Raw genomic sequence first — 23,170 nt, 5'->3', positions numbered from 1 at the left:
GAAAGGAAACGAGCCCGTCATGATTCTGCCCTGGCTAATCCTGATTCCCTTTATCGGCGGCCTGCTCTGCTGGATGGGTGAACGCTTCGGCGCCACCCTCCCACGCTGGATTGCGTTGCTGACCATGTCCCTGGAACTCGCACTCGGCCTCTGGCTGTGGGCCCTTGGTGACTATTCATTCGCTCCGGCACCGGGTGTCGATCCCACCTTCGCGCTTGAATTCAAGCACGTGTGGATCCAGCGCTTCGGCATCAATGTGCACCTGGCCCTCGACGGCCTGTCGCTGTTGATGATCCTGCTGACCGGCCTGCTGGGTATCCTCTCGGTACTCTGCTCCTGGAAAGAGATCCAGCGTCACGTGGGCTTCTTCCACCTGAACCTGATGTGGATCCTGGGCGGCGTGGTCGGCGTGTTCCTGGCGCTGGACCTGTTCATGTTCTTCTTCTTCTGGGAAATGATGCTGGTGCCGATGTACTTCCTCATCGCGCTCTGGGGTCACAGTTCTTCGGACGGCAAGAAAACCCGGATCTACGCGGCGACCAAGTTCTTCATCTTCACCCAGGCTTCCGGCCTGATCATGTTGGTGGCGATCCTGGGCCTGGTCCTGGTCAACTTCAACAGCACCGGCGTGATTACGTTCAACTACGCCGACCTGTTGAAAACCAAGATGTCGCTGACCACCGAGTACATCCTGATGCTCGGCTTCTTCATCGCCTTCGCGGTGAAGCTGCCAGTGGTGCCGTTTCACTCCTGGTTGCCTGACGCTCACGCCCAGGCGCCGACTGCCGGTTCCGTGGACCTGGCCGGTATCCTGTTGAAGACGGCGGCCTACGGCCTGCTGCGTTTCGCCCTGCCGCTGTTCCCGAATGCCTCGGCCGAGTTCGCGCCGATCGCCATGACCCTGGGTCTGATCGGGATCTTCTACGGTGCGTTCCTGGCCTTCGCGCAAACCGACATCAAGCGCCTGATTGCCTTCTCGTCCGTTTCCCACATGGGTTTCGTACTGATCGGCATCTACTCCGGCAGCCAACTGGCGCTGCAAGGCGCAGTGATCCAGATGTTGGCCCACGGTGTTTCGGCCGCTGCCCTGTTTATCCTCAGTGGTCAGTTGTACGAGCGCCTGCACACCCGTGACATGCGTGAAATGGGTGGCGTGTGGTCGCGCATTGCTTATCTGCCGGCGATCAGCCTGTTCTTCGCCGCTGCATCCCTGGGCTTGCCGGGGACCGGTAACTTCATCGGCGAATTCCTGATCCTGATGGGTGCCTTTGTACAGACGCCGTGGATCAGCGCCATTGCTACCTCCGGCCTGGTGTTCGGTTCGGTGTACTCGCTGATCATGATCCACCGCGCCTACTTCGGCCCGGCCAAGTCCGACACCGTCCTGCAAGGGATGGATGCGCGCGAACTGATCATGGTGCTCGGCCTTGCGGTGTTGCTGATCTTCATCGGCGTGTACCCGCAACCGTTCCTGGACACTTCTGCCGCAACGATGCATGGCGTGCAGCAGTGGTTCGGCACCGCCTTCTCTCAACTCGCTTCGGCCCGGTAAGAGCGCTATGGAATTCACGATCCAACACTTTATCGCGCTTGCGCCGCTGCTGATTACCAGCCTCACCATCGTGGTGGTGATGCTGGCAATCGCCTGGCGCCGCAATCACTCGCAAACGTTCCTGCTGTCCTGCGCCGGGTTGAACCTGGCCCTGCTGTCGATCATCCCGGCCCTCAAGGTCGCGCCATTGGGGGTGACCCCGCTGATGATGGTCGATGACTTCGCGCTGCTGTACATCGCCCTGATCCTGGTGGCGACCCTGGCCTGCGTCACCCTCGCCCACGCCTACCTCGGCGAAGGCGGCACCGGCTACCCGGGTAACAAGGAAGAGCTGTACCTGCTGATCCTGCTGGCTGCGGCCGGCGGTATCGTGCTGGTCAGCGCGCAGCACCTGGCCGGCTTGTTCATCGGCCTGGAACTGCTGTCGATCCCGACCTACGGCCTGGTGGCCTACGCCTTCTTCAACAAGCGCTCCCTGGAAGCCGGTATCAAGTACATGGTGCTGTCGGCCGCCGGTTCCGCGTTCCTGTTGTTCGGTATGGCCCTGCTCTACGCCGAAGCCGGCAGCCTGAGCTTCACCGGTATCGGCCAGGCCCTGGCCGCCACCAACAGCCCGGCGCCGATTGCCCAGCTGGGCCTGGCGATGATGCTGATCGGCCTGGCGTTCAAGCTCTCCCTGGTACCCTTCCACCTGTGGACCCCGGACGTGTACGAAGGCGCCCCGGCGCCGGTGGCCGCGTTCCTGGCGACTGCGTCGAAGGTAGCGGTATTTGCGGTGATGGTGCGTCTGTTCCAGATCTCCCCTGCCGCCAACACCGGCGTGCTGAGCAACGTGCTGACCGTAATCGCCATTGCGTCGATCCTGTTCGGTAACCTGCTGGCGCTGACCCAGAACAACCTCAAGCGCCTGCTGGGTTACTCGTCCATCGCCCACTTCGGCTACCTGCTGATCGCCCTGGTGGCGAGCAAGGGCCTGGCCGTGGAAGCCATTGGCGTGTACCTGGTCACCTACGTGATCACCAGCCTCGGCGCCTTCGGCGTGATCACGCTGATGTCCTCGCCTTACAAAGGCCGTGACGCCGATGCCCTGTACGAATACCGCGGCCTGTTCTGGCGCCGTCCGTACCTGACTGCCGTGCTGACCGTAATGATGCTGTCCCTGGCCGGCATTCCGCTGACCGCGGGCTTTATCGGCAAGTTCTACATTGTCGCAACCGGTGTTGAAGCCCACGAGTGGTGGTTGGTAGCGTCCCTGGTATTGGGCAGCGCCATCGGCGTGTTCTACTACCTGCGCGTGATGGTCACCCTGTACCTGATCGAGCCCAACCTGCGCCGTGTGGATGCCGAGTTGCATTGGGAACAGAAGGCAGGCGGCGTGATGCTGCTGGCCATCGCCCTGCTCGCGTTCTTCCTGGGCGTGTACCCACAACCGTTGCTCACCTTGGTGCAGCATGCGGTGCTGGGGGTTTGATCGCTTAGGTTGATGCAGTCAACAGAACGGCGCCTTTGGGCGCCGTTTTGCGTTTCCCAGGATCTGCTTTTCCCCTCCCCTGCTCGCTGAATTTTCCTCCTCGATCTGCCTCTTCATCCGGCATCTACCCGATGAAGCCGGCCGTATGGTGTTTGCGTTTTAGGAAAGTTCCCACAGCGCGGTCACTTGACCTAACGCGAGTGGGCCACCAAACTCTACGCAGGCTACGTACAGAACATGGATGCTCTATTTATCGAACTGCCGGCATTCGAGCGGCATCGCAAGGACTATCTGAGTGAGGAGCTTTTCCAGGGTTTTCAACAGGAGTTAATGAAAAACCCCGAAGCAGGAGATGTGATCGAAGGAACGGGCGGGTTGAGAAAGGTTCGCTTCGTTGATGAAAGGCGAAACAAAGGCAAGCGTGGTGGCCTGCGAGTCATTTACTACTGGTGGTCAGGCGGCACGCAATTCTGGTTATTCACCTTGTACGGCAAGCACGAACAGAGCGACCTGACACCCCACCACAAGAAAGCTCTTAAACACATGCTGGACAGGGAAATCAAAGCGAGAACACATCATGAAACGTGACATCTTTTCCGAACTGGTCGAAGGCTTCGACGCCCTGGCCGATGAGCGCCAGGGTAAAATCACCCTGCGCAACCACAAGGTCCACCTTAACAAGCTGGCGCCGCTCACCGCTGATGAGGTGATCGCCGTGCGCCAGCAACTCAACCTTTCCCGGTCGGTATTCGCCATGTACCTGCGTACCAACACCCGCACCCTGGAGAACTGGGAACAAGGCCGGGCCAAGCCCAACGCCCAGGCCGTCACCCTGATCCGTCTGGTAGCGCGTTTTCCTGAAACCGTGGCGCAACTTGCCGCATTGGGCTGACCTGCGAAAGCAAAAAAAACGCCCCGATTATCGAGGCGTTTTTTGCAGTACAACAGCGTCAGAATGCAATACCGACCTTGAAGCCGTATTCGTCACGCTTGAGCTTGGTGTTGTCGGCCACATAGGAGTCGTCGTCGAGCTTGTACTCGGTGCGGGTGTAGTACAGGCCCGCCATCACTGGCAGGTCGCCCTTCTGGTTCATCAGCAGGCTGACTTCAGCATAGGGGTTGGTGCGGTCCTTGAGGTCCACGCTGTCGCTGCCAACGCCGTCTACCTTGAGTTTGGCACGGCCATCGATGGTGTGACGGGCGCCGGCTTCAACGCGCAGCGTCATGTCATCGAACTGGTGGTTGTAGCCCAGCGCAGCCTTGGCGAACGGCGACTTGTTGGTCAGCTTCATATCGTAGCCATTGGTGTCCGGCTCATAGCGGGTCCAGGTGTAGCCACCGCCTACGATCACGTCGACGAAGTTGCGCGCATCCAGCGCGGCACGCCAGCCGAGGTCAAGGTCGGCCTGGCCTTCCTTGAGCTTGTTGTCGCTTTTTTCGCCGTACTTGGCTTCGATACCGGCCTGGTAGATGAAGCCGGACTCGGCGGTGAGCTTGTTGCCGAAGTTATAGAACAGGCCCGCTTCAGGCATGTGGTCCTTGTCGCTTTCGCTACCGCCTTCCAGCTTGAAGTCGTTGTAGCTACCCAGGATCCCGAACGTGGAGATCGGGTCGGTGGAAGGTGCAGCGAACACCACGCCAGGCGCAGCGACCAGGGCCAGCAACGAGGTGTTCTTGAGAAATTTTCCGAATAGTTTGGACATCGTTTTACATCTCCATTTTAAGGTGGGCAAAGTATTCAGGAATCGGTTCGAACCTTGGCGTTTGCAAAAAGTTCGAACGGATTTGCACCAAAATGGAGAAAAAACGGTTCAGCGAAGGCTCTATCTCAATATTCTTCAGGATTCGTGCGGATAAGGCTTTCAACGGCTTCGCGAAGTCGAGGCTGATCCGGCAGCTGAATCCCGAACGTGTCGTGCAATAGCGCCAGCAACTCGTCGGCACTCTGAAGCGTGCGCTTTTCACTGGGCCGATCCAGGTAATGAAGCGCATAGTGGGCGTTGGCCAAGGTATGACGTTTACCGGGGGCAAGCAGCGCGGCCTTCAACTGCCCAACGAACGGCGACCCTGGGTGCGTGGAGACGTACCAGTTGCCGATTTCGTAGTCGATATCTGCCTGCACTTGCAGATCGAACACGTACAAGCCGCGCCACTCTTCACCGACCTGGGCCCACAATGTGTAGCTGCCCTGATTGCATGTCAGGCGAAAAGGCTCATGGGCAGTGGCTTGGGGAGCTTCGTTGTCCAGTTGCAACGGGCTGCTGGGGACCATGCCACCGAAGCCGACATCGGTGATATAGCGCACGCCGTCGAGGGTCACCAGGCTCAGACGATGAGTACGGCCGGTGTGGGCGTCCGGTGGCCCGCCAATCACCACACGACCGGTAATGCCGCGAGCCTCATAGCCCAGCTCCTGCAACAAGGCCAGGAACAGCTGGTTCAACTCATAGCAATAGCCGCCGCGTCCTTGGTGCAACACCTTCTGTGTGACGCTTTGCAGGTCAATCGGCACCGGCGCGTGCATCAGGGTCGACAGGCTTTCAAAGGCAAAGGTGCAGACATGGCGCAGCTGCAAGTCCCGCAGGGTCTGCAAGGTGGGTGCCGGTGGCGAGGCATAGCCCAGGCGTTGCAGGTACAGGCGGCTATCCGTGGGTGTGAGCATGGCGCGATCCTCGGGCGCAGGGCAAGAGCGTCACTATGCCGCGCCACTGCGTACGTTGTCATTTTGAATGAACCTTTTAGAACGCTGGCCTATCCATCTATAACAAGACAGGGAGGCAACATGAGTACCGCAAAAATCTACACCATCCACTATCAGCTACACGGTAAACCCAAGTCTTTCGTGGTGCGCGCCGAGGTGATGAATAACGCCGAAGCCTGGCACTGGGCGGCCGTTGATGCCGACATTGCCCATGTCAGCCGCATCGGCCGCGTCGGTCACGAGCAAGTGAAAAAAACCACCCGGCCCTGGGCGGAAAAATACGGCATCACCGACGTCAGTTGGACCCCACCCAAATAAACAAAGCCCCGCACGACGGCGGGGCTCGATTCACTTCTTCAAGTCGCCCAACGGATCGTAGGGCGGCTTTTTCTCAGATGACTTTTTCTCATCCAGCGGCGCAATAGCCGGACCTACCGGGTCGACCTGAGGGTCGGCCACATCTGGCGAGTCCGGGTCGAAACCCAGCTCATCCTTGCCACTGGCGTGCTCGTTGGAGTGGGGACCATCGGTACGTTTGTTCATCACATGCTCCTGCTAAAGCGGGCGCGCTTTGTCGTGGAGGTTTTCCAGGTCTTGTTCGACGTGCTCGACATCGTTGTCGGGGCCACGCTCTTTGGGATCGTTGGGGCGCAAAGCATCGTTGTCGCGCTCCTCCTCCCCTGGGGTGCGGTTCGGATCAGGTGTACCTGGCGGTGGCTGCTTGTGTTCAGACATGATGGCTTACCTCATGAGGGGCTTCACAGGTTTAGAGAAACCGTGCGCAGTCATCGTTCAACTTCATTGCTGCAAGCATGAGAAGATGACCGCCCTTTCTGGAGACCTGACCCGGATGTTCGAGCTCAAACCCTGCGACCCTGTCACCTACCGTCAACAGACCCGCCGCAGCACGCTGATAGTGGCCGTACTGTTCCTGGCCCTGGCCATGCTGTTGTCGAGCCTGGCGGTGATGCTGTTCGGTGAGCCTGGCGGGGACAACTTTCGCTTCAATGTCGGCGGTGTATTTGCCGGGGTGTTGATCACCGTCGCACTGGTACGTGGCCCGTTCTGGTCCCAGCCCTGGCTGGCGCCGGCGGTGTATGGCTGGCAGCTCAAGCGCAGCCTGATGAGCGTGACCAACGTAATGCACAAGGTCACCGAGCGGGTACAAGCCAACGACCCGGCCGCCATCAAACTGTTGCGTTTCTATCACATGGGGCTGACGCAAATGCATGAGCTGGATGCCAACTCCAGCGCCCAGGCGCAACTGGTCGGCGAGATCGACGCACACAAGACCAAGATGCACGCACTGGGGATCGATACCGAACAAACCCGGCTTGACCCCGCGTGGCTGGAAACGCTCAAAAGCGCTTGAGGCGTACGTCAGGGAGCAGGCAAAGGTCGTTAAAAAACCAAACTCAGGTCCAGACGCCCTTCCCTGACCGGGGGACACCAGTAATAGCCACCAGTCAATGGCTTACTGATGCGATACAAACCATCGACAATCCCATCCTCCAACCCGCTCATACGCCGAAGCTGCGCCTCAAATGCATCGAAGGAATGACCAAACGCAAGAAACATCAATCCTGCCTGGCCATTCTCGGCCCAAGGCATCGAGCGTCGCACCACGAAGGCTTCCGGGGTGAAGCTTTCCTGGGCTGTGCGCTTGGTGTGGGCCGATTCCGGAGCGTCGTCGAGTTCTTCGTTGTCGCCATGGCGGCGGCCGATGATGTGGTCACGCTCCTGCGCAGGCAACGCGGCGAACCCGTCGAGGTCGTGCTGCCATTGCTGGATAGCGGCAAAGCTGGCACCGCTGTCGGTCAAGGCGGCTTCCACGGCGGCATCGTCGTGGGGGTTTTCGGTGCCGTCTTCGTAATCGGTCAGGTCAAAGCCGGTCTTGTAGCGGAAGCCTTCAGTCGATTGCACCAGGCGAAACGCCGGGGCCAGGGCTTTCTCGATGGCACGACTACGCAGCAGCAACTCGCCACGATCCACCCCATGCAGCCATACCCACAGCGCCTGTTGAGTCGAAGGGTTGTCAGCGCCAGGGCCGCTGACGGCGGGGAATGCACGCAGCCCTTCAATTTCGGCGCCCAGCGCCTTTACCAGCGGTTCACCGAAACCGACCACGGCCGCCGCATCCGTCAACTGCACCAGCGCGTCCAGCGCCGCGGGCACGGCTTGCAGGGAATCGAGGGCGAAAAACAGATGGCGGGCCTGCAAAGGCACCGGTGCGGCAAGAATGCCCGGCTGGTACTGACTCATGTGAACTCCTTCTGAAAAGCCGCGCAGTTTACCCGACGCGCACCGCGCTGCGAACAACAATGCGCGTAAGCCTTGCCTTAGAGCCGCTAGTTGGGTGACTCTCTAGTCATGTTTTGCAACTATTCCAGGGGTAGCGACATGACCACCAGCAACCTGCTCGCCCAGCTGTTTCCCACTTCCGTCACCCAGATTCCCGAGCAATTTCGCCTGGCGGCGCCCATTGAGCAGCGTGATTACCTGGTCGATGGCCAGTTGCGGGTGTGGAACGGCCCGCTCGCTCGCGTGCAAAGCCCGGTGCAACTGGGCGATGAGCGCGTGCATATCGGCAGCACGCCATTGCTGGATGCCGACACCGCCCTCACCGCCCTGGATGCCGCCGTGCGTGCCTATGACCGTGGCCAGGGTGAGTGGCCGACAATGCGCGTTGTCGAACGTATCCAGCACGTCGAGGCATTTTTACGGCGTATGCGCGAACAGCGCGATGCGGTGGTGAAGCTGCTGATGTGGGAAATCGGCAAGAACCTCAAGGATTCGCAGAAAGAATTCGACCGCACCTGCGACTACATCACCGACACCATCAACGCCCTCAAGGAACTCGACCGCCGTAGCAGCCGTTTCGAGCTGGAACAGGACACACTCGGGCAAATCCGCCGCGTACCGCTGGGCGTGGCGCTGTGCATGGGGCCTTACAACTACCCGTTGAACGAGACCTTCACCACGCTGATCCCGGCGTTGATCATGGGCAATACCGTGGTGTTCAAGCCGGCCAAACTTGGTGTGCTGTTGATCCGCCCCTTGCTGGAGGCGTTCCGCGACAGCTTCCCGGCCGGGGTGATCAACGTGATCTACGGCAGCGGCCGCGAAACCGTGAGCGCGCTGATGGCCAGCGGCAAGATCGATATCTTTGCCTTTATCGGCACCAACAAGGCCGCCAGCGACCTGAAAAAGCTGCACCCCAAGCCGCACCGCTTGCGAGCCGCCCTGGGCCTGGACGCGAAAAATCCCGGCATCGTGCTGCCCGAGGTGGACCTGGATAACGCGGTGAGTGAAGCGGTCACCGGTTCGTTGTCGTTCAACGGCCAGCGTTGCACTGCATTGAAGATCCTGTTCGTGCATGAAGATGTCGTCGATAGCTTTATCGAGAAATTCAACACCAAACTCGCGACGCTCAAGCCCGGTATGCCCTGGGAAGACGGCGTGGCGCTGACGCCACTGCCCGAGGTGGGCAAGGTGGATTACCTCAACGAACTGGTGGCCGATGCCGCACGGCATGGGGCCAAAGTGATGAATGCCGAGGGTGGCAGCAGCCGTGGTTCGTTCTTCTACCCGGCGGTGCTGTATCCGGTGAACCCGCAGATGCGCGTCTACCATGAAGAGCAATTCGGCCCGGTGGTGCCGATCGTGCCCTACCGTGACCTGGAGACCGTGATCGACTACGTGCTGGATTCGGATTTTGGCCAGCAACTGAGTATCTTCGGCACCAACCCCGTCGCCGTCGGGCGCCTGGTGGACACCTTTGCCAACCAGGTCGGTCGCATCAATATCAACGCCCAGTGCCAGCGCGGGCCGGACACCTTTCCGTTCAACGGCCGCAAGAACTCGGCCGAGGGCACGCTGTCGGTGCATGACGCCTTGCGCGTGTTTTCGATCCGTACCCTGGTGGCGACCAAGTTCCAGGAGAGTAACAAGGCGTTGGTCAGCGATATCCTGCGCAACCGTGACTCGAGCTTCCTGACGACCGATTACATTTTCTGAAGCCAACCCCGTTCCAATGTGCAGACAGGTCAGTGTGGGAGCTGGCTTGCCTGCGATGCCGGCGCCTCGGTCTTTCAGTCAGGTCGCGGTGATGCTATCGCAGGCAAGCCAGCTCCCACATTGAGTCGAGCACATTCATACATTTGAGGCCACTTCAATACCGATGAACCTGCCCATTTTTGCCCGGCGCCTGCTGCGCCCCCTGCTCGACCCGTACCGGCGCTTTCGCCACGCCAAGCTGATCCACGCCGCGCGCGTATCCGTCGGTTTGCTGGCGACCATCCTGCTCACCAGTGGCCTGAACCTGCCCCACGGGGAATGGGCATCGGTGACCATGCTGATCGTGATCGGCGGCTTGCAGCACCATGGCAATATCGGCAAGAAAGCCGTCGAGCGCGCCTATGGCACCTTGATCGGCGCCAGCGTCGGTTTACTGCTGGTGGTGCAACAGGCTTACTTCGGCCTGCCGCTGTTGACCTATCTGTTGATGTCATTGGTGTGCGGGTTCTTTTCCTACCATGCCATCGGCAAGGGCGGTTACATCGCGCTGCTGTCGGCTATCACAGTGTTTATCGTTGCCGGCCACGGTGACAACCCGATATCAGATGGCTTATGGCGCACGGTCGATATCCTGATCGGTATCGTGCTGGCCTTGGCGTTTTCCTTTGCCTTGCCGCTGTATGCCGTATATTCGTGGCGTTACAACCTGGCCAGTGCGTTGCGCGACTGCGCGCAAATTTATAGTCGGATCATCAATGGCCAATCGGTGACCGACGATGAACACCTCAAACTGCTCAACCGCTTGAACGCGGCGATGTTGCAACTGCGTTCATTGATGCCATCGGTGTCCAAGGAGGTGCGGATTTCCATGACCGAACTGGACGCGATCCAGCGTCATCTGCGCATGTGCATCAGCACTCTGGAGATTCTCGGCAATACCCGCCCGGATCCTCGGAATGAGCAAGCGATGGCACGGATGCAGGTGATGTTGAAGGCCGAGCATCGGCAGATTCGGGTGCAATTGGTAGGGATGGCACGGGCGTTGAAGTCGGGGGTGACGGAGCGGTTGGAGCGATCGAGTAGTGTTACGTCGAACGTCACGCTGCTGGAGGCCCCGGTACACAACGGGCTGGACGGCTACCGGCTGTTGACGCTGCAACTGGCCGCGAATATTGATGGGATGCGCGAGCGGCTCTTCAGAAGTTCGGCGCGCTGGAAGATTTGATATCACAGCAAAAACGGAACAGATCTATCTTGAATAGATCTGTTCCGTTTTTAGTTAGGACTGACCCACAAATAAAATAGATCCACCCCTTTTCATTGCGCGTTACTTCTTACTCTCATTTTTCATTTAATCGAGGCGATATACGCCTATGTAGTAGACGTGAAAGTCATTGCCCCCTTGAGAGCCTGAACCGCCCCCTAGATCTTGATAGTTATGAAGCACAACGGAAGCCGGCCCGTTAGCCGCCGGTATGAAGGACAAATTTTGTTGGCCTTCAATATAGCCGGAATTTGGAACTGTAAATTTCGGTATAGCAACCTGCGAGCCCACGAGAACAGCCGTGATGGGCGGGACACCACCGGACGGACTAGTGTTCCCGATGGAATAACTGATGCTATAGCGATGCACTCTATTAAAGTTAAATGTCCTTGAGATCACTGCGCCAGCATTAGAGGGATGGGGAGTATCCACATACAAACCAAGGACACCAAACGTAGCGCCCAGACCGCCTCTTCCTAAAGTCCATCCGCCTAAATTTCCAGTGTTAAAGTAATGGCCGACATCTGTCCAAGGGTCTGCCTTGGTATATTGAGCGTTGTTAAAAATAACGGCTTTTGACTTATCATTACTGCCGTCAAACGTTACCTCACAGGTTATCGTTATTCGTGTACCATTCGTTATGCGCTTCAGCCAACTACGCAGTACTTCCTTGTTTGCAAGCCCATTAACAGCCTCTGTTGCGGTGATTGCCACACCATTGAGAACAGTTAGCGGGGTTACGCCTGCACCGCTGCAAATCAACCAGACCCGTTGCCCTGTGTGACTCAACGACCATTTGAGCACTGCAGCCGTGGCGCTACCCGCGAAATTGTTGACATCCAGCGTACCGCCAGAAGCAATGTTGTTGATCCGTGGCTGCGGCAAACTGGCAGCAAGAATGGTATTGACCGTCACCGTCTGCACATTTGACGGAATCGGCTCTGCCACGCCCGGCCGTTCTACCGAATACTTCAAGCACACGGTACTGTTCACACTGCGGTGCAAGACCTTGGCCGAGGTCAGGTTGAATACCAGCGTGCCTCCATCCTGCCCCTGCTCGCGGGTTGAATAAGAGGTGCCGTCGGCAAAAAACCAGTAAAGCGTGATGAAATCTTGCCCACTCATACCGTCATAGCGAACCGTTGCCGTCGTATTGTGTTCAATGGGCAGCGGGTCCACCGTCACGTTCGGCCCGGTGTCGGTGGTGCCATTGATAAACGGGTGGGGCAATACGCTCGGCAGGGACTGGATGGTGTAGTGGCGCTCGCGGAACAACACCGCATTGGCCTTGTTGAAACTGCGATCAAAGCAGACCCAGAAACGGATGGTCAATAGCGTTCCATCCTTGAGCTTGCGCAGTTCGTCCACGGGGGTCGGTGGCAGGATTCCACTGGCTTCGCCTTCTTCGGTCACCAGGTTGTTGGTGTAGGTGGCCTCAAAGTATGGCGTCTCTGGAACGGTGTCATAGGTGCCGCTGTACTCCATCCAGATGCGCTGAGCCCGATGAATGAAGTGCCAGATATTGATCATCGTGCGCTCGGATCCATTCAACTTGGAAGTCTCGAGCACCGGGGCATCCCCGATCCTTTCGATGGTCGGGATCGGCAAGGTGGTTAGGTTGAGCAGCAGCAGGTCGAGGATTGGAGAAGGCGTTTCTCGTCCGTTACGTATCAGGAAGTATTGCACGTTGATCCGTTGGCCAAATGGCGCAATACTGGCGCCCACGACTTCAGGCGGGACGGTGAAGTCCACGGTTTTACGGGTGTTGCCGTCCTTGGTTTCACAGTGGCTGCCGATGTCGGGTATGCCTGTCCAGCACGCTCGAATACGGTCGGTGGGCAGCATTTGCGGGAAGGTGACTCGAATGGTCGCACCGGCGGTGACCGCTTCCGGTGCCAATTGGTCGAGGGCTTGGGACGCTTCGACGACTTCCGGGCGAGGCAAGTCGCCCAGCGCCTTACCGACAGTCACTTCGAGTATTTCAGAGCGCAGGGTGCGCCCACCATTCGCGGGGATCAGTGAATAGCTCAAGCGAATCACGCCGCCCAGGTTGGTGTCGGCGTAGTGTCGGTCCAGCGAAAAGGAGACGGGGGCTCCCGCGGTGGCGCGATTCAGGCGGATGTCATCCTGGGTGCTGCCGTCCGCGGCAGTGCCTGTCAGGCGCCATGTAAAGACATCGCCATCGTAAGTTTCAGCGTAGGGCAGCGTGATGTCGAGCTGGCCAAACAAGTCATCTGGGTCTAGGTTGTCGTCCTCATCGACCCGGTCGATTTCCGGCCTTGGCATTTCGGCGATACGCTCGCCGAACCGCACATACGTCGACTCTGACTCGCGGATGGCCTGCGTCCCTGTGCCCAATGCCCGCATGAGGCCGTCGTCTACCGTGTAGAAAACCCGCACATCGCCCAGCCCGATAAACCGAGCGAAGTTGGCTTGGGTTACGGTACGAAAACGGGTGGGCGGTGGTGGGGCGCCTGCGTTATGGCGTTGTTCGTATTCAACCAACCCGCCACCCGGTAGAACAGCCTCCATCCGCAGCCTGACCAGATTATTCGGATCGTAGGGTGTATAGGCCGGGTTCGGATAATTAATGGTGATGTAAGGCTCTTCGGGGTCAATCAAGCCGGCATCGGCCTGCACCACCGTGACTGCCGGCATGTCCGCAATCGTGCCAGATATCAGGATCGTCAGGGATTGGGACTTGGCCAGTAAGGTGCCCAGCGGGAACTCAAGCCGCCAGGTGATCTTCATCGAGCCTTGGATTAATTGTTTGATGATGGCGTCATCGACAGGAAACGACGTTGGCCAACCCGGGTCAGCGCCCTGATCGGGCAGATCGAGGTCAAACGTTGAGTCATCGGCGTGAGTACCACTCAAGGTTGCAATGACGCGAGTATTCGCCGGGACAAAACGGCCATCCGGAAGCTGAAAAGGCGTGACCACCTGAACAGCAAAGAATTTCCCTGCATCCTGATCATAATTGACCGAGGTGACCGAGGTGGAGCCGACGAGGAAGCGCGCCCGCCTGAGCAGGCTGGGGTCAAGCTCGGCCTGTACATGCACGGCCTGAGAAAAGTGCTCGACATGCCCAGAGCGGTTTTCCACTTCATCGAGCACCTGATAGCGTATCGGTAGGAGGCCACTGCCGGTGCCGATGACACTTGCCGGAACTTCCACTTCAATCGGCTTTGTGCCGCTTGCATGGTCTTCATCGAGTTCGAAAACCACCACTTGCGTGATCGTGTCCCAGTACAGATAGACCTTATCGCGCACTCGCTTACCGGGGTAATCGAGAGTGAACACTACGCCCTGGGCGGCGCGCTGCGGCGTCAACACTGCGCCGGGCGCTGCCAGGTCGTCCGGCAAGCTCAGCAGCAATTTGTCGTGGTAACCCAGCCCGGGCTGCTCATCCAGGCCTGGCCGTGCGTCCTTGACGAAGACGGTCAAGTCGCCTGATGTAGGCTGCGTGCCTGGGCCATTACGCACAACCCGTACAAACACAGGAAAGGATAGCCCCCGCGGTATACGTTCCTCGTTGATGGCCAGTTGAAAAGAGCTTTTGCCTGTTTCCTCTGGCTTGACAATGTGAAAGCCCAGACGCAGCGTACGGCTGCCGTGGAAGTATTCGCAAGTATCACCCGCTTGCAAATTAGTCCAGCGCACAATGGTTACATATAGGTAAGTATCGAGATGTCGCACGCCTAGGCCCCTGTCAGCCCCAACCACGTTGAGCACCGGGGTCGAGTAGACCGGCAGGTCGAGATCATTGCGGGGAGTGGATGAGCTTCGCACAACCGGAAAACGTTCCTCGGGGGCTGGTAATTTGGACATGACTGAACTCCTTGGGTGAGGCCTGGACGGCTATGGAACAAGGAAATCAGACGCTTGAAGGGGATAGGCGTCTAGCTGTCAAAGATGACAGTAGCGACGAGTGGTAATACAGCGAACAAAAGTGCCGTTGATACAATGCCCGCACATTCACACTTTCTCTTACATATTTTTCACGTTTTATTCACAAGCCGAGACGTAGTGTGAAGCCTCATCCGTTACAAACGTTGCATATCAAGCCCGCCGCCCCAGCGGGCTTTTTTTTGCCTGCTTTTTGGCGCTGGAAAACGCCCCGCTTTTGTAGGAGCGGGCTTGCTCGCGAAGAACGCAATGACGCCGCGGTTAACCAGAATGCCCGCGTTATCGTTGACGTTTTTCGCGAGCAAGCTCGCTCCTACAGGGGTTTGGGGAGTGGCTTCAGCGTGTGGCTTGTTCGCGAATGGCGCGCTGGGTATCCAGCACCTTCGCCAACGCCGTTTCAGCCTCTGCACTTTGCTGCGGCACCCGAATCGCCGCCGACACCAGCGTGATCAGCTTGGCCATCACCTCGGCATCCGTGGCCGGGCGGCCCAGGCTCATGGAGTTCATCAGCAGGCGCAGTTCGGTGCCGGCCATGACCCCGGAAATCGCCTTGAGGGCAAATTGCAGGCGTACGCCCAGCTCATTGCGCGGCAGGTCTGGCAGTGCCAGGGCGAAGGCTTCGAAGAAGCGCTGGAACACCGGCTGGTAATGCACCTTGAGGTATTCCTGGATAAACGGCGAGGTGTCGCTGTAAACCCGGCCAAGGAAGCGAATGAACGAGCGCCCTTCCCCGCTGGCCGGGTCGCTGCGTTCCAGGCCCATGGCCGGGGCGAACAGCACGCCGAGCAGCGTGTCGCAATCCAGCGGGCCATCGGATTCGGCTTCGCAGCGGGCGAGCAATTCCAGGCGCTGCTCGTTGAGCGGCTCCAGGCGTTGCATCAGCAGGGTTTTCATCAGGGAGTCCTTGTCCCCGAAGTGGTAGTTCACCGCCGCCAGGTTGACCTGGGCGCGTTCGGTTATCTGGCGTAGCAACACGGCGTCGTAGCCGTACTTGATGAAGAGGGCCTCTGTCGCATCCAGCAATCGAGTCTTGGTAACGTTTGGAGCGCTGAGTTTCTTCGCGACCATAAGGGTTCCACGGCGGAAATATTGTTTTAAAAAATAATTTGATTTTTTTATACCGGGGCGGCCCGGCGAAAGCAAGTAGTGACACTCCGCCATATCACTAAAAGCCTGTATAACCGGGCTATCGAGACCTATTGAAAGGATTTCTACCGGTCCGAAACCTGCATTCGGCAGAACGTTTCAAAGGGTAAAACCGCTCTACATCCATGGCTGGCGAAGCAGATTGAACGCAGGTACTATTCAAACAATATTTTAAAAACAAGAAATAAAACCAGTCCGTGACGCGTACAGGCAGCTCCCGAACTTGTTACAAGGATTTTCCGGGGGCATGGCAGTACCGTCGTGACTGCAGGCGTAGTCATGATGACAGACACCCCCACGCAACCCGGCTTGATCTCCCTGCAAGGCATCGGCAAGCGTTATCAGCTCGCCGGGCAGGAGCTGAGCATTCTCAATGACGTGTGCCTGTCCATCGCTCGCGGTGACAGCTGCGGCATCCTCGGTGCCTCCGGTTCCGGCAAAAGCACCCTGCTCAACATTCTCGGCCTGCTGGACCTGCCCAACTGCGGCCAGTACCACTTTGCCGGTCACGATATTTTCAATGCCACGCCCGACGAACTGGCCGCGATCCGCAACCAGCAGATCGGTTTTGTGTTCCAGAGCTTCAACCTGCTGCCCCGCCTGAGCGCCCTGGACAACGTCGCGCTGCCCTTGAGTTATCGCGGCGTATCGCGGCATGAATCGGTGGAACAGGCCCAGCGTATGCTCGATCAAGTCGGCCTGGCCGAGCGCGCCCACCATCGCCCGGCCGACCTCTCCGGCGGCCAGCGTCAGCGCGTCGCCATTGCCCGCGCACTGGTCGGCAAACCCTCGGTGATCCTCGCCGACGAACCCACCGGCAACCTCGACAGCACCACCGCACAGGAAATCATGGACCTGCTGCTGAGCCTCAACCGTGAGCAGCAGGTGACGCTGATCATCGTCACCCACGACGCCCACATTGCCGAGCGCCTGGAGCGCAAGATCCTGGTGCGCAACGGTGTGGTGCACGAGGCCGAGCGCCCATGAGCCTGCGGGTCGAGCAGAGCCTCAGCCAACTGCTGCATGAAGCCTTGATCAGCCTGCGCACCCTGGGCAAACGTTCGATCCTGGCGCTGCTGGGCATTGTGATCGGCAGTTCCTCGGTAGTGGCGCTGATCAATATCGGCCACAACGCGGCAGTGGATGCCGCGATGATCTTCAAGGACATGGGCACCGATACCCTCATCGCCCAGTTCCCGCCCAAGGGCAGCAGCAATGTGCCGATGCGTACCCAACTCGACCTCGACGCCGTACGCCTGGCCGTACCGGGCATTGCCCATATCGGCGCGCTCAGCCTGTTCAGCGGGCCCATCGTGTTTCATGGGCGCACCACCAATGCCAACCTGGTCGGCAGCACGCCGGGTATACAGGCCGCCATGCGCCTGGCCGTGCGCGAGGGGCGCTTCCTGTCGGCCTTCGACGCCAGCGAAACTTTCGCTGTGATTGGTGACCCACTTGCCCAGGCCCTCAGTGCGCCGGGCGACCCACTGCAACTGGGCGACCGCGTGCGCATCAACGACTACCTGTTTCTGATCGTGGGCATCCTGCACGACCAGCCCCGGGCCATGCTGATGCCAGTGCAGGCCAACGAGTCGTTGTTTATTCCGGCCGAAGGTATGCGCCGCATCTATGCCACCCCGCAGATCAGCAATGTGATCATCCGTGCGGCGCCAGGGCAGGACATGGAGCGTATCGCGAGGGACGCCACCGCTGCGCTACAACCCCAACTCAGCGACCACGACGTCAATATCACGGTGCCCCAGCAGATGATCGACGGCATGACGCGCCAAAGTCGCACCTTCGCCTACCTGCTGTTGGCCCTTGGCGCGATTTCCCTGGTGGGCGGCGGTGTCGGGGTGATGAACGTGATGCTGATGAATGTCTCGGAGCGCCGCCGCGAGATCGGCATACGCATGGCCCTGGGCGCACGCCAGCGCGATATCCGCAACCTGTTCCTGCTCGAAGCCGTCACGCTCACCGCCGTGGGTGCGCTGTGCGGTGCGGTGCTGGGCATGACCGCCGCCTGGCTGTATGCGTGGCTGTCGGGCTGGGCATTTGCCCTGGCGGTGGCCGCCCTGCCCCTGGGGGTGGGCAGTACGTTACTGGTAGGTTTGTTCTTTGGCATCTACCCGGCGGTCTCGGCCTCGCGGTTACAGCCGGTGGAGGCCCTGCGCGATGAATAAGTGCGGGCTGCTCCTTCTGCTGATCAGCCTGCCGGGCATGACTGCCGAGATGGTTATCAACCCTTCGGCGCCCAGCAGTACCCGCAGCGGCTACGAGCGCGGCGTGTCGCTGAATGCCCAGGCCACCACCATGACCCTGGGTGACGCGGTGTACCTGGGCCTGCGTAATAACCCGGCGATTCGCAGCGCCTACCTGCAACGAGTGGCGCAGAAGTTCGATCTGCGCGTGGCCGAAGATGTGTTCAACCCCAAGCTCACCCTCAACAGCTATTACCGCAGCACCCGCGGCTCCCAAGACAATGCGCGCAACGCCAACGTCGCGCCCACCAGCAGCCTGCTCGGCGAATACGGCACGCGCTTGAGCATGGCCTGGACCCAGCAGTTGAACAACGCCAACCGCGCCGGCCGTTACCGCAGCGACGGGCTCGACCTGGCGATCATCCAACCGCTGATGCGCGGCGCCGGCTGGGACGCCACCACCGCGCCGCTGCGCCTGTCGCGCCTGGCCGAGCAGGCCAACCGCCTGAACCTCAAGGCCACCGTGGCGCAGACCATCAGCCAAATCATCGCCACCTATCGCGAACTGCTGCGTGCCCAGGAACAACTGGTGATCGTGCAGGACGCGCTCAAGCGCTCCAACACCTTGCTGGACGTGAACAAGGCACTGATCAGCGCCGGGCGCATGGCCGAGTTCGAGATCGTCCAAACCGAAGCCGACATCGCCACCCAGCAGTTGGGCGTGGAAGAAGCTCGCAATCAACTGGACACCAGCCGCCTGGCCTTGCTGCGCCTGCTGGCGCTGGACCTGTCGACACCAGTGCGCGCCACCGAAGCCCTGGAGGCCAACCCCATGGAAATTGACCAACGCCAAGCCTTCAACCTGGCGCAAAACCAGCAACCGGAATACCTCGCCGCCCTGCTCGGTAGCCAACAGGCCGACCTCAACCTGGTGATCGCCAAGGACTCCGGGCGCTGGCAAGTGGACCTGGTCGCCGGCGCCAACCAGGTGCGCGCCGCCACCGACAACAACAACGGCCATGACAATAACCGTACCTGGGACAGCTACGCCGGGGTGCAGGTGCAGATCCCCATTGGCGACATCAGCACGCGCCAGGCCGAAGTACGTGCGCGAGTGAACGTCGAGGACCAGGAAATCCGCATTACCGATGCGCGCCAGGAGCTGGAGCGCAACGTCAACAACGTGGTGCGTGACCTCGGCACCCGCTGGCGCCAATATGAAATTTCCAAGCGTGCCGTGGAGTTGTCACGGCGCAAGATCGAAATCGAACGGGAAAAACTCAGTGCCGGACGCTCCACTAACTTCCAGGTGTTGAGCTTCGAAACCGACCTTCGCAACGCCGAAAATGCCCAGCTCAACGCGCTGATCGCTTATTTGAACGCCCAGACTCAACTCGACCTGACCCTGGGCATGACGCTGGAAAGTTGGGAAATCGCCCTCAATGACTACTAAGAAAAAAACGCTGCTAGTCGTTGTTTCGATCCTGCTGTTGGCTGGCGCGGCAATCAGTCTGCTCAACCAGCGCAACGGCGCCGAGCAGGCAGGTCCGACCGAGCAGTGGCTAGCGGTAAAACCCGACCCGCTGGTGCACCAGATCGGCCTGGTGGGCAAGATCGAGCCTGACACTACCGTCACCCTCACGGCGCCGTTCGACGGCAACGTGTTGGCCAACCTGGTCGAACAAGGCCAGCGCGTCGAGGCCGGCCAGGTGCTGTTGCGCATGGACCCGGCGACTCTTGAAGTGCAGTTGCGCGACGCCCTCTCCGCCCAGCTCAAGGCCCGGCGCACTGTGCAGGAAATGCAGGACTGGGACAGCAGCCCCGCCGTCAGCCGCGCCCGCCGCAGCTTGCGCACCGCTGAAATGACCGCTGGCAACACCCAACGCAAGCTCACCGAAAGCGAAAACCTGTTCAAACGCGGCATCATTCCGCGCAACGAACTGGACGATCTCAAGCAGCAAACCCAACAGCAGCAACTCGACCTGGCAGCGGCGCGCGGCGAACTGCAACAGGCCCAGGACCAAGGCAGAGGCGAATACCGACAGATTGCCGAAATGGAGCTGACCAATGCCACGGTGAAATACGAAGCCTTGCAAAAACTCCTTGAAGGCAAGGAGGTCAAGGCACCGTTCTCCGGCATCGTAGTGCCCGCGCCCGGCAGCAGCAACACCGCCCAAGGGGGTGGCAACAACAACAACAACGCGCCGGTGCAGGCCGGCAGCAAGGTCAGCCAGGGCCAAGTGCTGTTTGGCCTGGCCAATATCGAGCGGCTGAAAATCGTCGCCAAGGTCTCCGAGCTGGACATCAACCAGTTGCACCAGGGCCAGGCGGTGGAAGTAATGGGCGATGGCTTCGACGGCGAACGGCTGACCGGCTCGGTCAGCGTGGTCAGTGGCTTGGCCATCGCCAGCGACAACCAGGGCAGCGCGCAATTTCCGGTGACCCTGTCGATCCCCAAGCTGACACCGCAGCAGTTGCAACGGGTGCGCCTGGGCATGAGTGCGCGGTTGACGATTGTCACTTATAACAATGACCAGGCGATCGTGATTCCCAGCCAGGCGATCCAGGCAGACATGACGGTGGAGTATCGGGCGGCGATGGATAAACCGGTGCAGCGGGTGAAAGTGACCACTGGGCAATCGACGCCCCAGGGCGTTGAGGTATTCGGACTCAAGCCAGGCTTTGTGAAAACCTCAAGATAAGCGCAGATCAACCTGTGGGAGGGGGCTTGCTCCCGATAGCGGTGCATCAGCCACAAATGTATTTACTGACAAGCCCTCATCGGGAGCAAGCCCCCTCCCACATTTGATTTTCGTTGCTTTGAGCATTGACGTTCACTTCGCGGATCAGGGCTTGCTCACCTCCCCCACTTAGATCTGTGTGAGCTTGGTTGCCAGTGCCTTGGCCTGAAGCGCCACATCCGTCACCGCCGTACTCTCCCACCACATGCCCCGCAACGGCGGCCCCATGGCAAACAGTCGCTGGCTGGCATGGCCCTGGGCATCCAGCACCGCGCCGGCTGCATCCGCCGCAATCCCCAACGCCAAAGGCCCAGGCCGGATCAACCCACGCTTGAGCAGTTGTTGCGGCAATGGCCGGGCCACGCGGCGCCAATCGTATTCAATGCCGCTCGAGTTGATCAACACCGCGCCCGAAACCAGGATGAGTCCTTGCTCGCCACGCTGGCGCACCGCAATGGCAACGCCCTCATCCGACGGCACCAAGCCCTTGAATGACGCTGCGCGAACTCGCAGCCGCCCTTCCCCCTGTAAGCGCTCCACCAAGTGCGCACTCAATGGGGGCGAGCGGTGATGGTGGCTTTCCCACCAAGGCCGCACATGCCGCACGAACTGGCGCTTCTCACGCTCACTGGCCTGGCTCCATAAACGTGCGATATGCACACGCACGGTGTCCAGCGGTGCCTGCCAATCGATGCCTTGGTCGAGTGCGATGCGGCATTGCCGACGCACCTCGCGCAGCAATTGCCGAGGGCTACGCAGGCGGTGGTCGGCGGCCAGGAAATCGTCCCAACTTGGCGGTTGCCGGCGTACATGGGGCAACAGGCCGTGGCGCGAAAAGATCTCGATGGGACCGCGATGCCCGGCCTGTTCCAGCGACACCACGGCATCGACCATGGTCAACCCGGAGCCGATGATCAGTACCGTTGATTGCGGGTCGAGTTGGGTCATCGCTTGCACGTCCCATGGGTCCATGGCTGCGGTGTTCAAACCGCTGGACTCGGTTAGGGGCGTGCGCGCTGCCGGGAACATGCCGGTGGCCAATACCGCAAAAGTGCCACGCAGCTGCTCCCCATTATCGAGGGTCAACAGCGTGGAGGCTGCGTCGACTTGCAGGTCCACCCCTTCGGCGCGGATATGCTCGACGGTCGACGTAGACAACGCCTTGGCCTCGGCCAAGCGCTGTTGCGCGTACAGCCCGAAAATCCCGCGTGGCGGGAACAGTTCGCTGATGGGCACATGCTGCTGATCCGACTCAGGCCAACCACCGCCAGCGATGTAGTCAGTGAGCCATTGGGTCAGGTCGTCGGGGTTGTCCGGGTCGACGCTCATGCGCGCCGCATTGCCGTTCAAGGTATGACCCAGCTCGACCGCGCTATAGGCCTCGCCCCGCCCCAGCTCAGCACGCGGCTCAATCACCAGGATGCGCCGCGTGCCCGGCAGGCGCAGCAGTTGCACGGCCAGCATCGTACCGCTCAGGCCGCCGCCGATGATCAGTACATCGGCAACGCGGGTGGATTCACTCATGCCAGTTCGCCCTTATTGTTGCTCAAATCACCACATTTCGAACAAACCGTACCGCCGCGTTCCCATCATTGCGATAAGCATGGGGCTGGTGGCTGGCGAACATAAAGAACTCTCCAGCCTCGATGACATTTTCCTGATCACCTATCACCAGCGTCAGGCTGCCCTCGAACACGAACAGTTGTTCGCTCCACCCTTCCAAATCAGGGTCCGGGCAATAACGATCACCGGGTTCAAGCCGCCACTCCCACAATTCGACTTCACGCCGCGCCGTGGCCTTGGCCAGCAGCACCGCCTTACTCCCGACAATCTCGCCCGCCCAGGCCAGCTCGTTGATACGGCTGTGGTCCCGCACATCCGGCGCCTGAATCAGATCACTGAACGCCACGTCCAACGCTTCAGCCACACGATCCAAAGTGGACAAGCTGACGTTCTTCTCCCCCGCTTCAATCGCCACCAGCATGCGCCGGCTGACCCCGGACTTTTCCGAAAGTGCAGTCTGGCTCAGGTCGGCGGCGTGGCGCAGGCGACGGACGTTCTGGCTGACATGCTGCAGGACCGAAGCCCGTTGCGGATTTTCTTTGTGCACTATATTGCTCAATAGGTGGGTGTGCGCAGTATACTGCCCAACGTGCGGCGCATTGTGC

22 protein-coding genes are annotated in these 23,170 nt (G+C 59.7%); 12 read left to right on the top strand and 10 right to left on the bottom strand.

The features are described from left to right. Positions 1-19 precede the first annotated feature (19 nt). From nuoM to E4P01_RS17910, 4 genes are all read left to right on the top strand, one after another. A complete protein-coding gene (gene nuoM / locus E4P01_RS17925) occupies positions 20-1,552 on the top strand; it encodes an NADH-quinone oxidoreductase subunit M (protein WP_216091711.1) in 1,533 nt (510 codons plus the stop codon). A 7-nt stretch (positions 1,553-1,559) separates the two neighbouring features. Next, positions 1,560-3,023 (top strand): NADH-quinone oxidoreductase subunit NuoN, encoded by a 1,464-nt coding sequence (gene nuoN, locus E4P01_RS17920; protein WP_216091712.1) that lies wholly within the window; start codon positions 1,560-1,562, stop codon positions 3,021-3,023. 237 nt (positions 3,024-3,260) lie between these two features. Further along, positions 3,261-3,611: a toxin gene (locus tag E4P01_RS17915; protein WP_043046578.1), complete on the top strand. Its 351-nt coding sequence runs from the start codon at positions 3,261-3,263 to the stop codon at positions 3,609-3,611. Then, positions 3,601-3,915, top strand: coding sequence for an XRE family transcriptional regulator (locus tag E4P01_RS17910; RefSeq protein WP_014718915.1), 315 nt, complete (start codon positions 3,601-3,603; stop codon positions 3,913-3,915). The genes E4P01_RS17915 and E4P01_RS17910 overlap by 11 nt, the downstream gene beginning before the upstream one ends. A gap of 58 nt (positions 3,916-3,973) precedes the next feature. Here E4P01_RS17910 and E4P01_RS17905 read toward each other — a convergent pair whose 3' ends face one another. Together E4P01_RS17905 and E4P01_RS17900 are read right to left on the bottom strand one after the other, a co-directional pair. Continuing rightward, entirely contained in the window at positions 3,974-4,726 is a 753-nt protein-coding gene (locus E4P01_RS17905) for an outer membrane beta-barrel protein (RefSeq protein WP_032880612.1), read from the bottom strand. A 125-nt stretch (positions 4,727-4,851) separates the two neighbouring features. Beyond that, the gene (locus E4P01_RS17900) at positions 4,852-5,685 is read right to left on the bottom strand and encodes an arylamine N-acetyltransferase (RefSeq protein WP_148853515.1); all 834 of its coding nucleotides are present in this window, start codon (positions 5,683-5,685) and stop codon (positions 4,852-4,854) included. Between the two features lie 120 nt (positions 5,686-5,805). Here E4P01_RS17900 and E4P01_RS17895 point away from each other — a divergent pair, with 120 nt between their 5' ends. Then, positions 5,806-6,042 (top strand): DUF6555 family protein, encoded by a 237-nt coding sequence (locus E4P01_RS17895; protein WP_005789137.1) that lies wholly within the window; start codon positions 5,806-5,808, stop codon positions 6,040-6,042. 30 nt (positions 6,043-6,072) lie between these two features. Here E4P01_RS17895 and E4P01_RS17890 read toward each other — a convergent pair whose 3' ends face one another. Both E4P01_RS17890 and E4P01_RS17885 read right to left on the bottom strand, forming a co-directional pair. After that, entirely contained in the window at positions 6,073-6,267 is a 195-nt protein-coding gene (locus E4P01_RS17890; protein ID WP_005789138.1) for a DUF6021 family protein, read from the bottom strand. 12 nt (positions 6,268-6,279) lie between these two features. Beyond that, complete coding sequence (locus E4P01_RS17885; protein WP_005789140.1) at positions 6,280-6,459, bottom strand: hypothetical protein; 180 nt, start codon at positions 6,457-6,459, stop codon at positions 6,280-6,282. Between the two features lie 115 nt (positions 6,460-6,574). On the opposite strand from E4P01_RS17885, the gene E4P01_RS17880 reads away from it, so the two are divergent. After that, the gene (locus E4P01_RS17880; protein WP_032880610.1) at positions 6,575-7,096 is read left to right on the top strand and encodes a DUF3087 family protein; all 522 of its coding nucleotides are present in this window, start codon (positions 6,575-6,577) and stop codon (positions 7,094-7,096) included. A gap of 29 nt (positions 7,097-7,125) precedes the next feature. On the opposite strand, the gene E4P01_RS17875 is transcribed toward E4P01_RS17880, so the two are convergent. Beyond that, positions 7,126-7,986 (bottom strand): Dyp-type peroxidase, encoded by an 861-nt coding sequence (locus E4P01_RS17875; protein ID WP_032880609.1) that lies wholly within the window; start codon positions 7,984-7,986, stop codon positions 7,126-7,128. A gap of 138 nt (positions 7,987-8,124) precedes the next feature. Between E4P01_RS17875 and E4P01_RS17870 the strand changes: the two genes are divergently transcribed. Both E4P01_RS17870 and E4P01_RS17865 read left to right on the top strand, forming a co-directional pair. Further along, entirely contained in the window at positions 8,125-9,741 is a 1,617-nt protein-coding gene (locus E4P01_RS17870) for an NADP-dependent glyceraldehyde-3-phosphate dehydrogenase (protein ID WP_216091713.1), read from the top strand. Positions 9,742-9,904: 163 nt separating this feature from the next. Then, positions 9,905-10,966 (top strand): FUSC family protein, encoded by a 1,062-nt coding sequence (locus tag E4P01_RS17865; protein ID WP_248130102.1) that lies wholly within the window; start codon positions 9,905-9,907, stop codon positions 10,964-10,966. Positions 10,967-11,092: 126 nt separating this feature from the next. On the opposite strand, the gene E4P01_RS17860 is transcribed toward E4P01_RS17865, so the two are convergent. The 3 genes from E4P01_RS17860 to E4P01_RS17850 all read right to left on the bottom strand — a co-directional run bounded on the left by E4P01_RS17860 (position 11,093) and on the right by E4P01_RS17850 (position 15,982). Continuing rightward, the gene (locus E4P01_RS17860; protein WP_216091715.1) at positions 11,093-14,836 is read right to left on the bottom strand and encodes a hypothetical protein; all 3,744 of its coding nucleotides are present in this window, start codon (positions 14,834-14,836) and stop codon (positions 11,093-11,095) included. A 215-nt stretch (positions 14,837-15,051) separates the two neighbouring features. Continuing rightward, on the bottom strand, positions 15,052-15,219 hold the full coding sequence (locus E4P01_RS17855; protein WP_216092243.1) for a hypothetical protein: 168 nt from the start codon (positions 15,217-15,219) through the stop codon (positions 15,052-15,054). A gap of 31 nt (positions 15,220-15,250) precedes the next feature. Next, positions 15,251-15,982, bottom strand: coding sequence for a TetR/AcrR family transcriptional regulator (locus tag E4P01_RS17850; RefSeq protein WP_014718925.1), 732 nt, complete (start codon positions 15,980-15,982; stop codon positions 15,251-15,253). Positions 15,983-16,339: 357 nt separating this feature from the next. Here E4P01_RS17850 and E4P01_RS17845 point away from each other — a divergent pair, with 357 nt between their 5' ends. From E4P01_RS17845 to E4P01_RS17830, 4 genes are read left to right on the top strand one after another with little or no spacing between them, the layout of a single operon-like run. Further along, a complete protein-coding gene (locus E4P01_RS17845) occupies positions 16,340-17,047 on the top strand; it encodes an ABC transporter ATP-binding protein (protein ID WP_078821672.1) in 708 nt (235 codons plus the stop codon). Further along, entirely contained in the window at positions 17,044-18,243 is a 1,200-nt protein-coding gene (locus E4P01_RS17840) for an ABC transporter permease (RefSeq protein WP_032880604.1), read from the top strand. The genes E4P01_RS17845 and E4P01_RS17840 overlap by 4 nt, the downstream gene beginning before the upstream one ends. Beyond that, positions 18,236-19,714 (top strand): TolC family protein, encoded by a 1,479-nt coding sequence (locus E4P01_RS17835; RefSeq protein ID WP_216091716.1) that lies wholly within the window; start codon positions 18,236-18,238, stop codon positions 19,712-19,714. The genes E4P01_RS17840 and E4P01_RS17835 overlap by 8 nt, the downstream gene beginning before the upstream one ends. After that, complete coding sequence (locus E4P01_RS17830) at positions 19,704-20,963, top strand: HlyD family efflux transporter periplasmic adaptor subunit (protein ID WP_216091717.1); 1,260 nt, start codon at positions 19,704-19,706, stop codon at positions 20,961-20,963. Before E4P01_RS17835 ends, E4P01_RS17830 begins: the two co-directional genes overlap by 11 nt. Positions 20,964-21,131: 168 nt before the next feature. Here E4P01_RS17830 and E4P01_RS17825 read toward each other — a convergent pair whose 3' ends face one another. Next, complete coding sequence (locus E4P01_RS17825; protein ID WP_078821675.1) at positions 21,132-22,526, bottom strand: FAD/NAD(P)-binding protein; 1,395 nt, start codon at positions 22,524-22,526, stop codon at positions 21,132-21,134. A 22-nt stretch (positions 22,527-22,548) separates the two neighbouring features. Further along, complete coding sequence (locus tag E4P01_RS17820; protein ID WP_032880600.1) at positions 22,549-23,112, bottom strand: XRE family transcriptional regulator; 564 nt, start codon at positions 23,110-23,112, stop codon at positions 22,549-22,551. Between the last annotated feature and the right edge of the window lie 58 nt (positions 23,113-23,170).

The sequence above is a fragment of the Pseudomonas sp. NCIMB 10586 genome (assembly GCF_023127895.1).
GTDB classification, from domain to species: Bacteria; Pseudomonadota; Gammaproteobacteria; order Pseudomonadales; family Pseudomonadaceae; genus Aquipseudomonas; species Aquipseudomonas synxantha_A.
This window is presented reverse-complemented; position numbering and strand designations above follow the sequence as displayed.

Coding starts and splice junctions, on each gene's coding strand:
- E4P01_RS17830 (WP_216091717.1), top strand. CDS start 19,704: ATGACTACTAAGAAAAAAACGCTGCTAGTCGTTGTTTCGATCCTGCTG.
- E4P01_RS17875 (WP_032880609.1), bottom strand. CDS start 7,986: ATGAGTCAGTACCAGCCGGGCATTCTTGCCGCACCGGTGCCTTTGCAG.
- E4P01_RS17860 (WP_216091715.1), bottom strand. CDS start 14,836: ATGTCCAAATTACCAGCCCCCGAGGAACGTTTTCCGGTTGTGCGAAGC.
- nuoM (WP_216091711.1), top strand. CDS start 20: ATGATTCTGCCCTGGCTAATCCTGATTCCCTTTATCGGCGGCCTGCTC.
- E4P01_RS17905 (WP_032880612.1), bottom strand. CDS start 4,726: ATGTCCAAACTATTCGGAAAATTTCTCAAGAACACCTCGTTGCTGGCC.
- E4P01_RS17900 (WP_148853515.1), bottom strand. CDS start 5,685: ATGCTCACACCCACGGATAGCCGCCTGTACCTGCAACGCCTGGGCTAT.
- E4P01_RS17915 (WP_043046578.1), top strand. CDS start 3,261: ATGGATGCTCTATTTATCGAACTGCCGGCATTCGAGCGGCATCGCAAG.
- nuoN (WP_216091712.1), top strand. CDS start 1,560: ATGGAATTCACGATCCAACACTTTATCGCGCTTGCGCCGCTGCTGATT.
- E4P01_RS17895 (WP_005789137.1), top strand. CDS start 5,806: ATGAGTACCGCAAAAATCTACACCATCCACTATCAGCTACACGGTAAA.
- E4P01_RS17865 (WP_248130102.1), top strand. CDS start 9,905: ATGAACCTGCCCATTTTTGCCCGGCGCCTGCTGCGCCCCCTGCTCGAC.
- E4P01_RS17880 (WP_032880610.1), top strand. CDS start 6,575: ATGTTCGAGCTCAAACCCTGCGACCCTGTCACCTACCGTCAACAGACC.
- E4P01_RS17885 (WP_005789140.1), bottom strand. CDS start 6,459: ATGTCTGAACACAAGCAGCCACCGCCAGGTACACCTGATCCGAACCGC.
- E4P01_RS17890 (WP_005789138.1), bottom strand. CDS start 6,267: ATGAACAAACGTACCGATGGTCCCCACTCCAACGAGCACGCCAGTGGC.
- E4P01_RS17825 (WP_078821675.1), bottom strand. CDS start 22,526: ATGAGTGAATCCACCCGCGTTGCCGATGTACTGATCATCGGCGGCGGC.
- E4P01_RS17850 (WP_014718925.1), bottom strand. CDS start 15,982: ATGGTCGCGAAGAAACTCAGCGCTCCAAACGTTACCAAGACTCGATTG.
- E4P01_RS17835 (WP_216091716.1), top strand. CDS start 18,236: ATGAATAAGTGCGGGCTGCTCCTTCTGCTGATCAGCCTGCCGGGCATG.
- E4P01_RS17845 (WP_078821672.1), top strand. CDS start 16,340: ATGATGACAGACACCCCCACGCAACCCGGCTTGATCTCCCTGCAAGGC.
- E4P01_RS17910 (WP_014718915.1), top strand. CDS start 3,601: ATGAAACGTGACATCTTTTCCGAACTGGTCGAAGGCTTCGACGCCCTG.
- E4P01_RS17840 (WP_032880604.1), top strand. CDS start 17,044: ATGAGCCTGCGGGTCGAGCAGAGCCTCAGCCAACTGCTGCATGAAGCC.
- E4P01_RS17870 (WP_216091713.1), top strand. CDS start 8,125: ATGACCACCAGCAACCTGCTCGCCCAGCTGTTTCCCACTTCCGTCACC.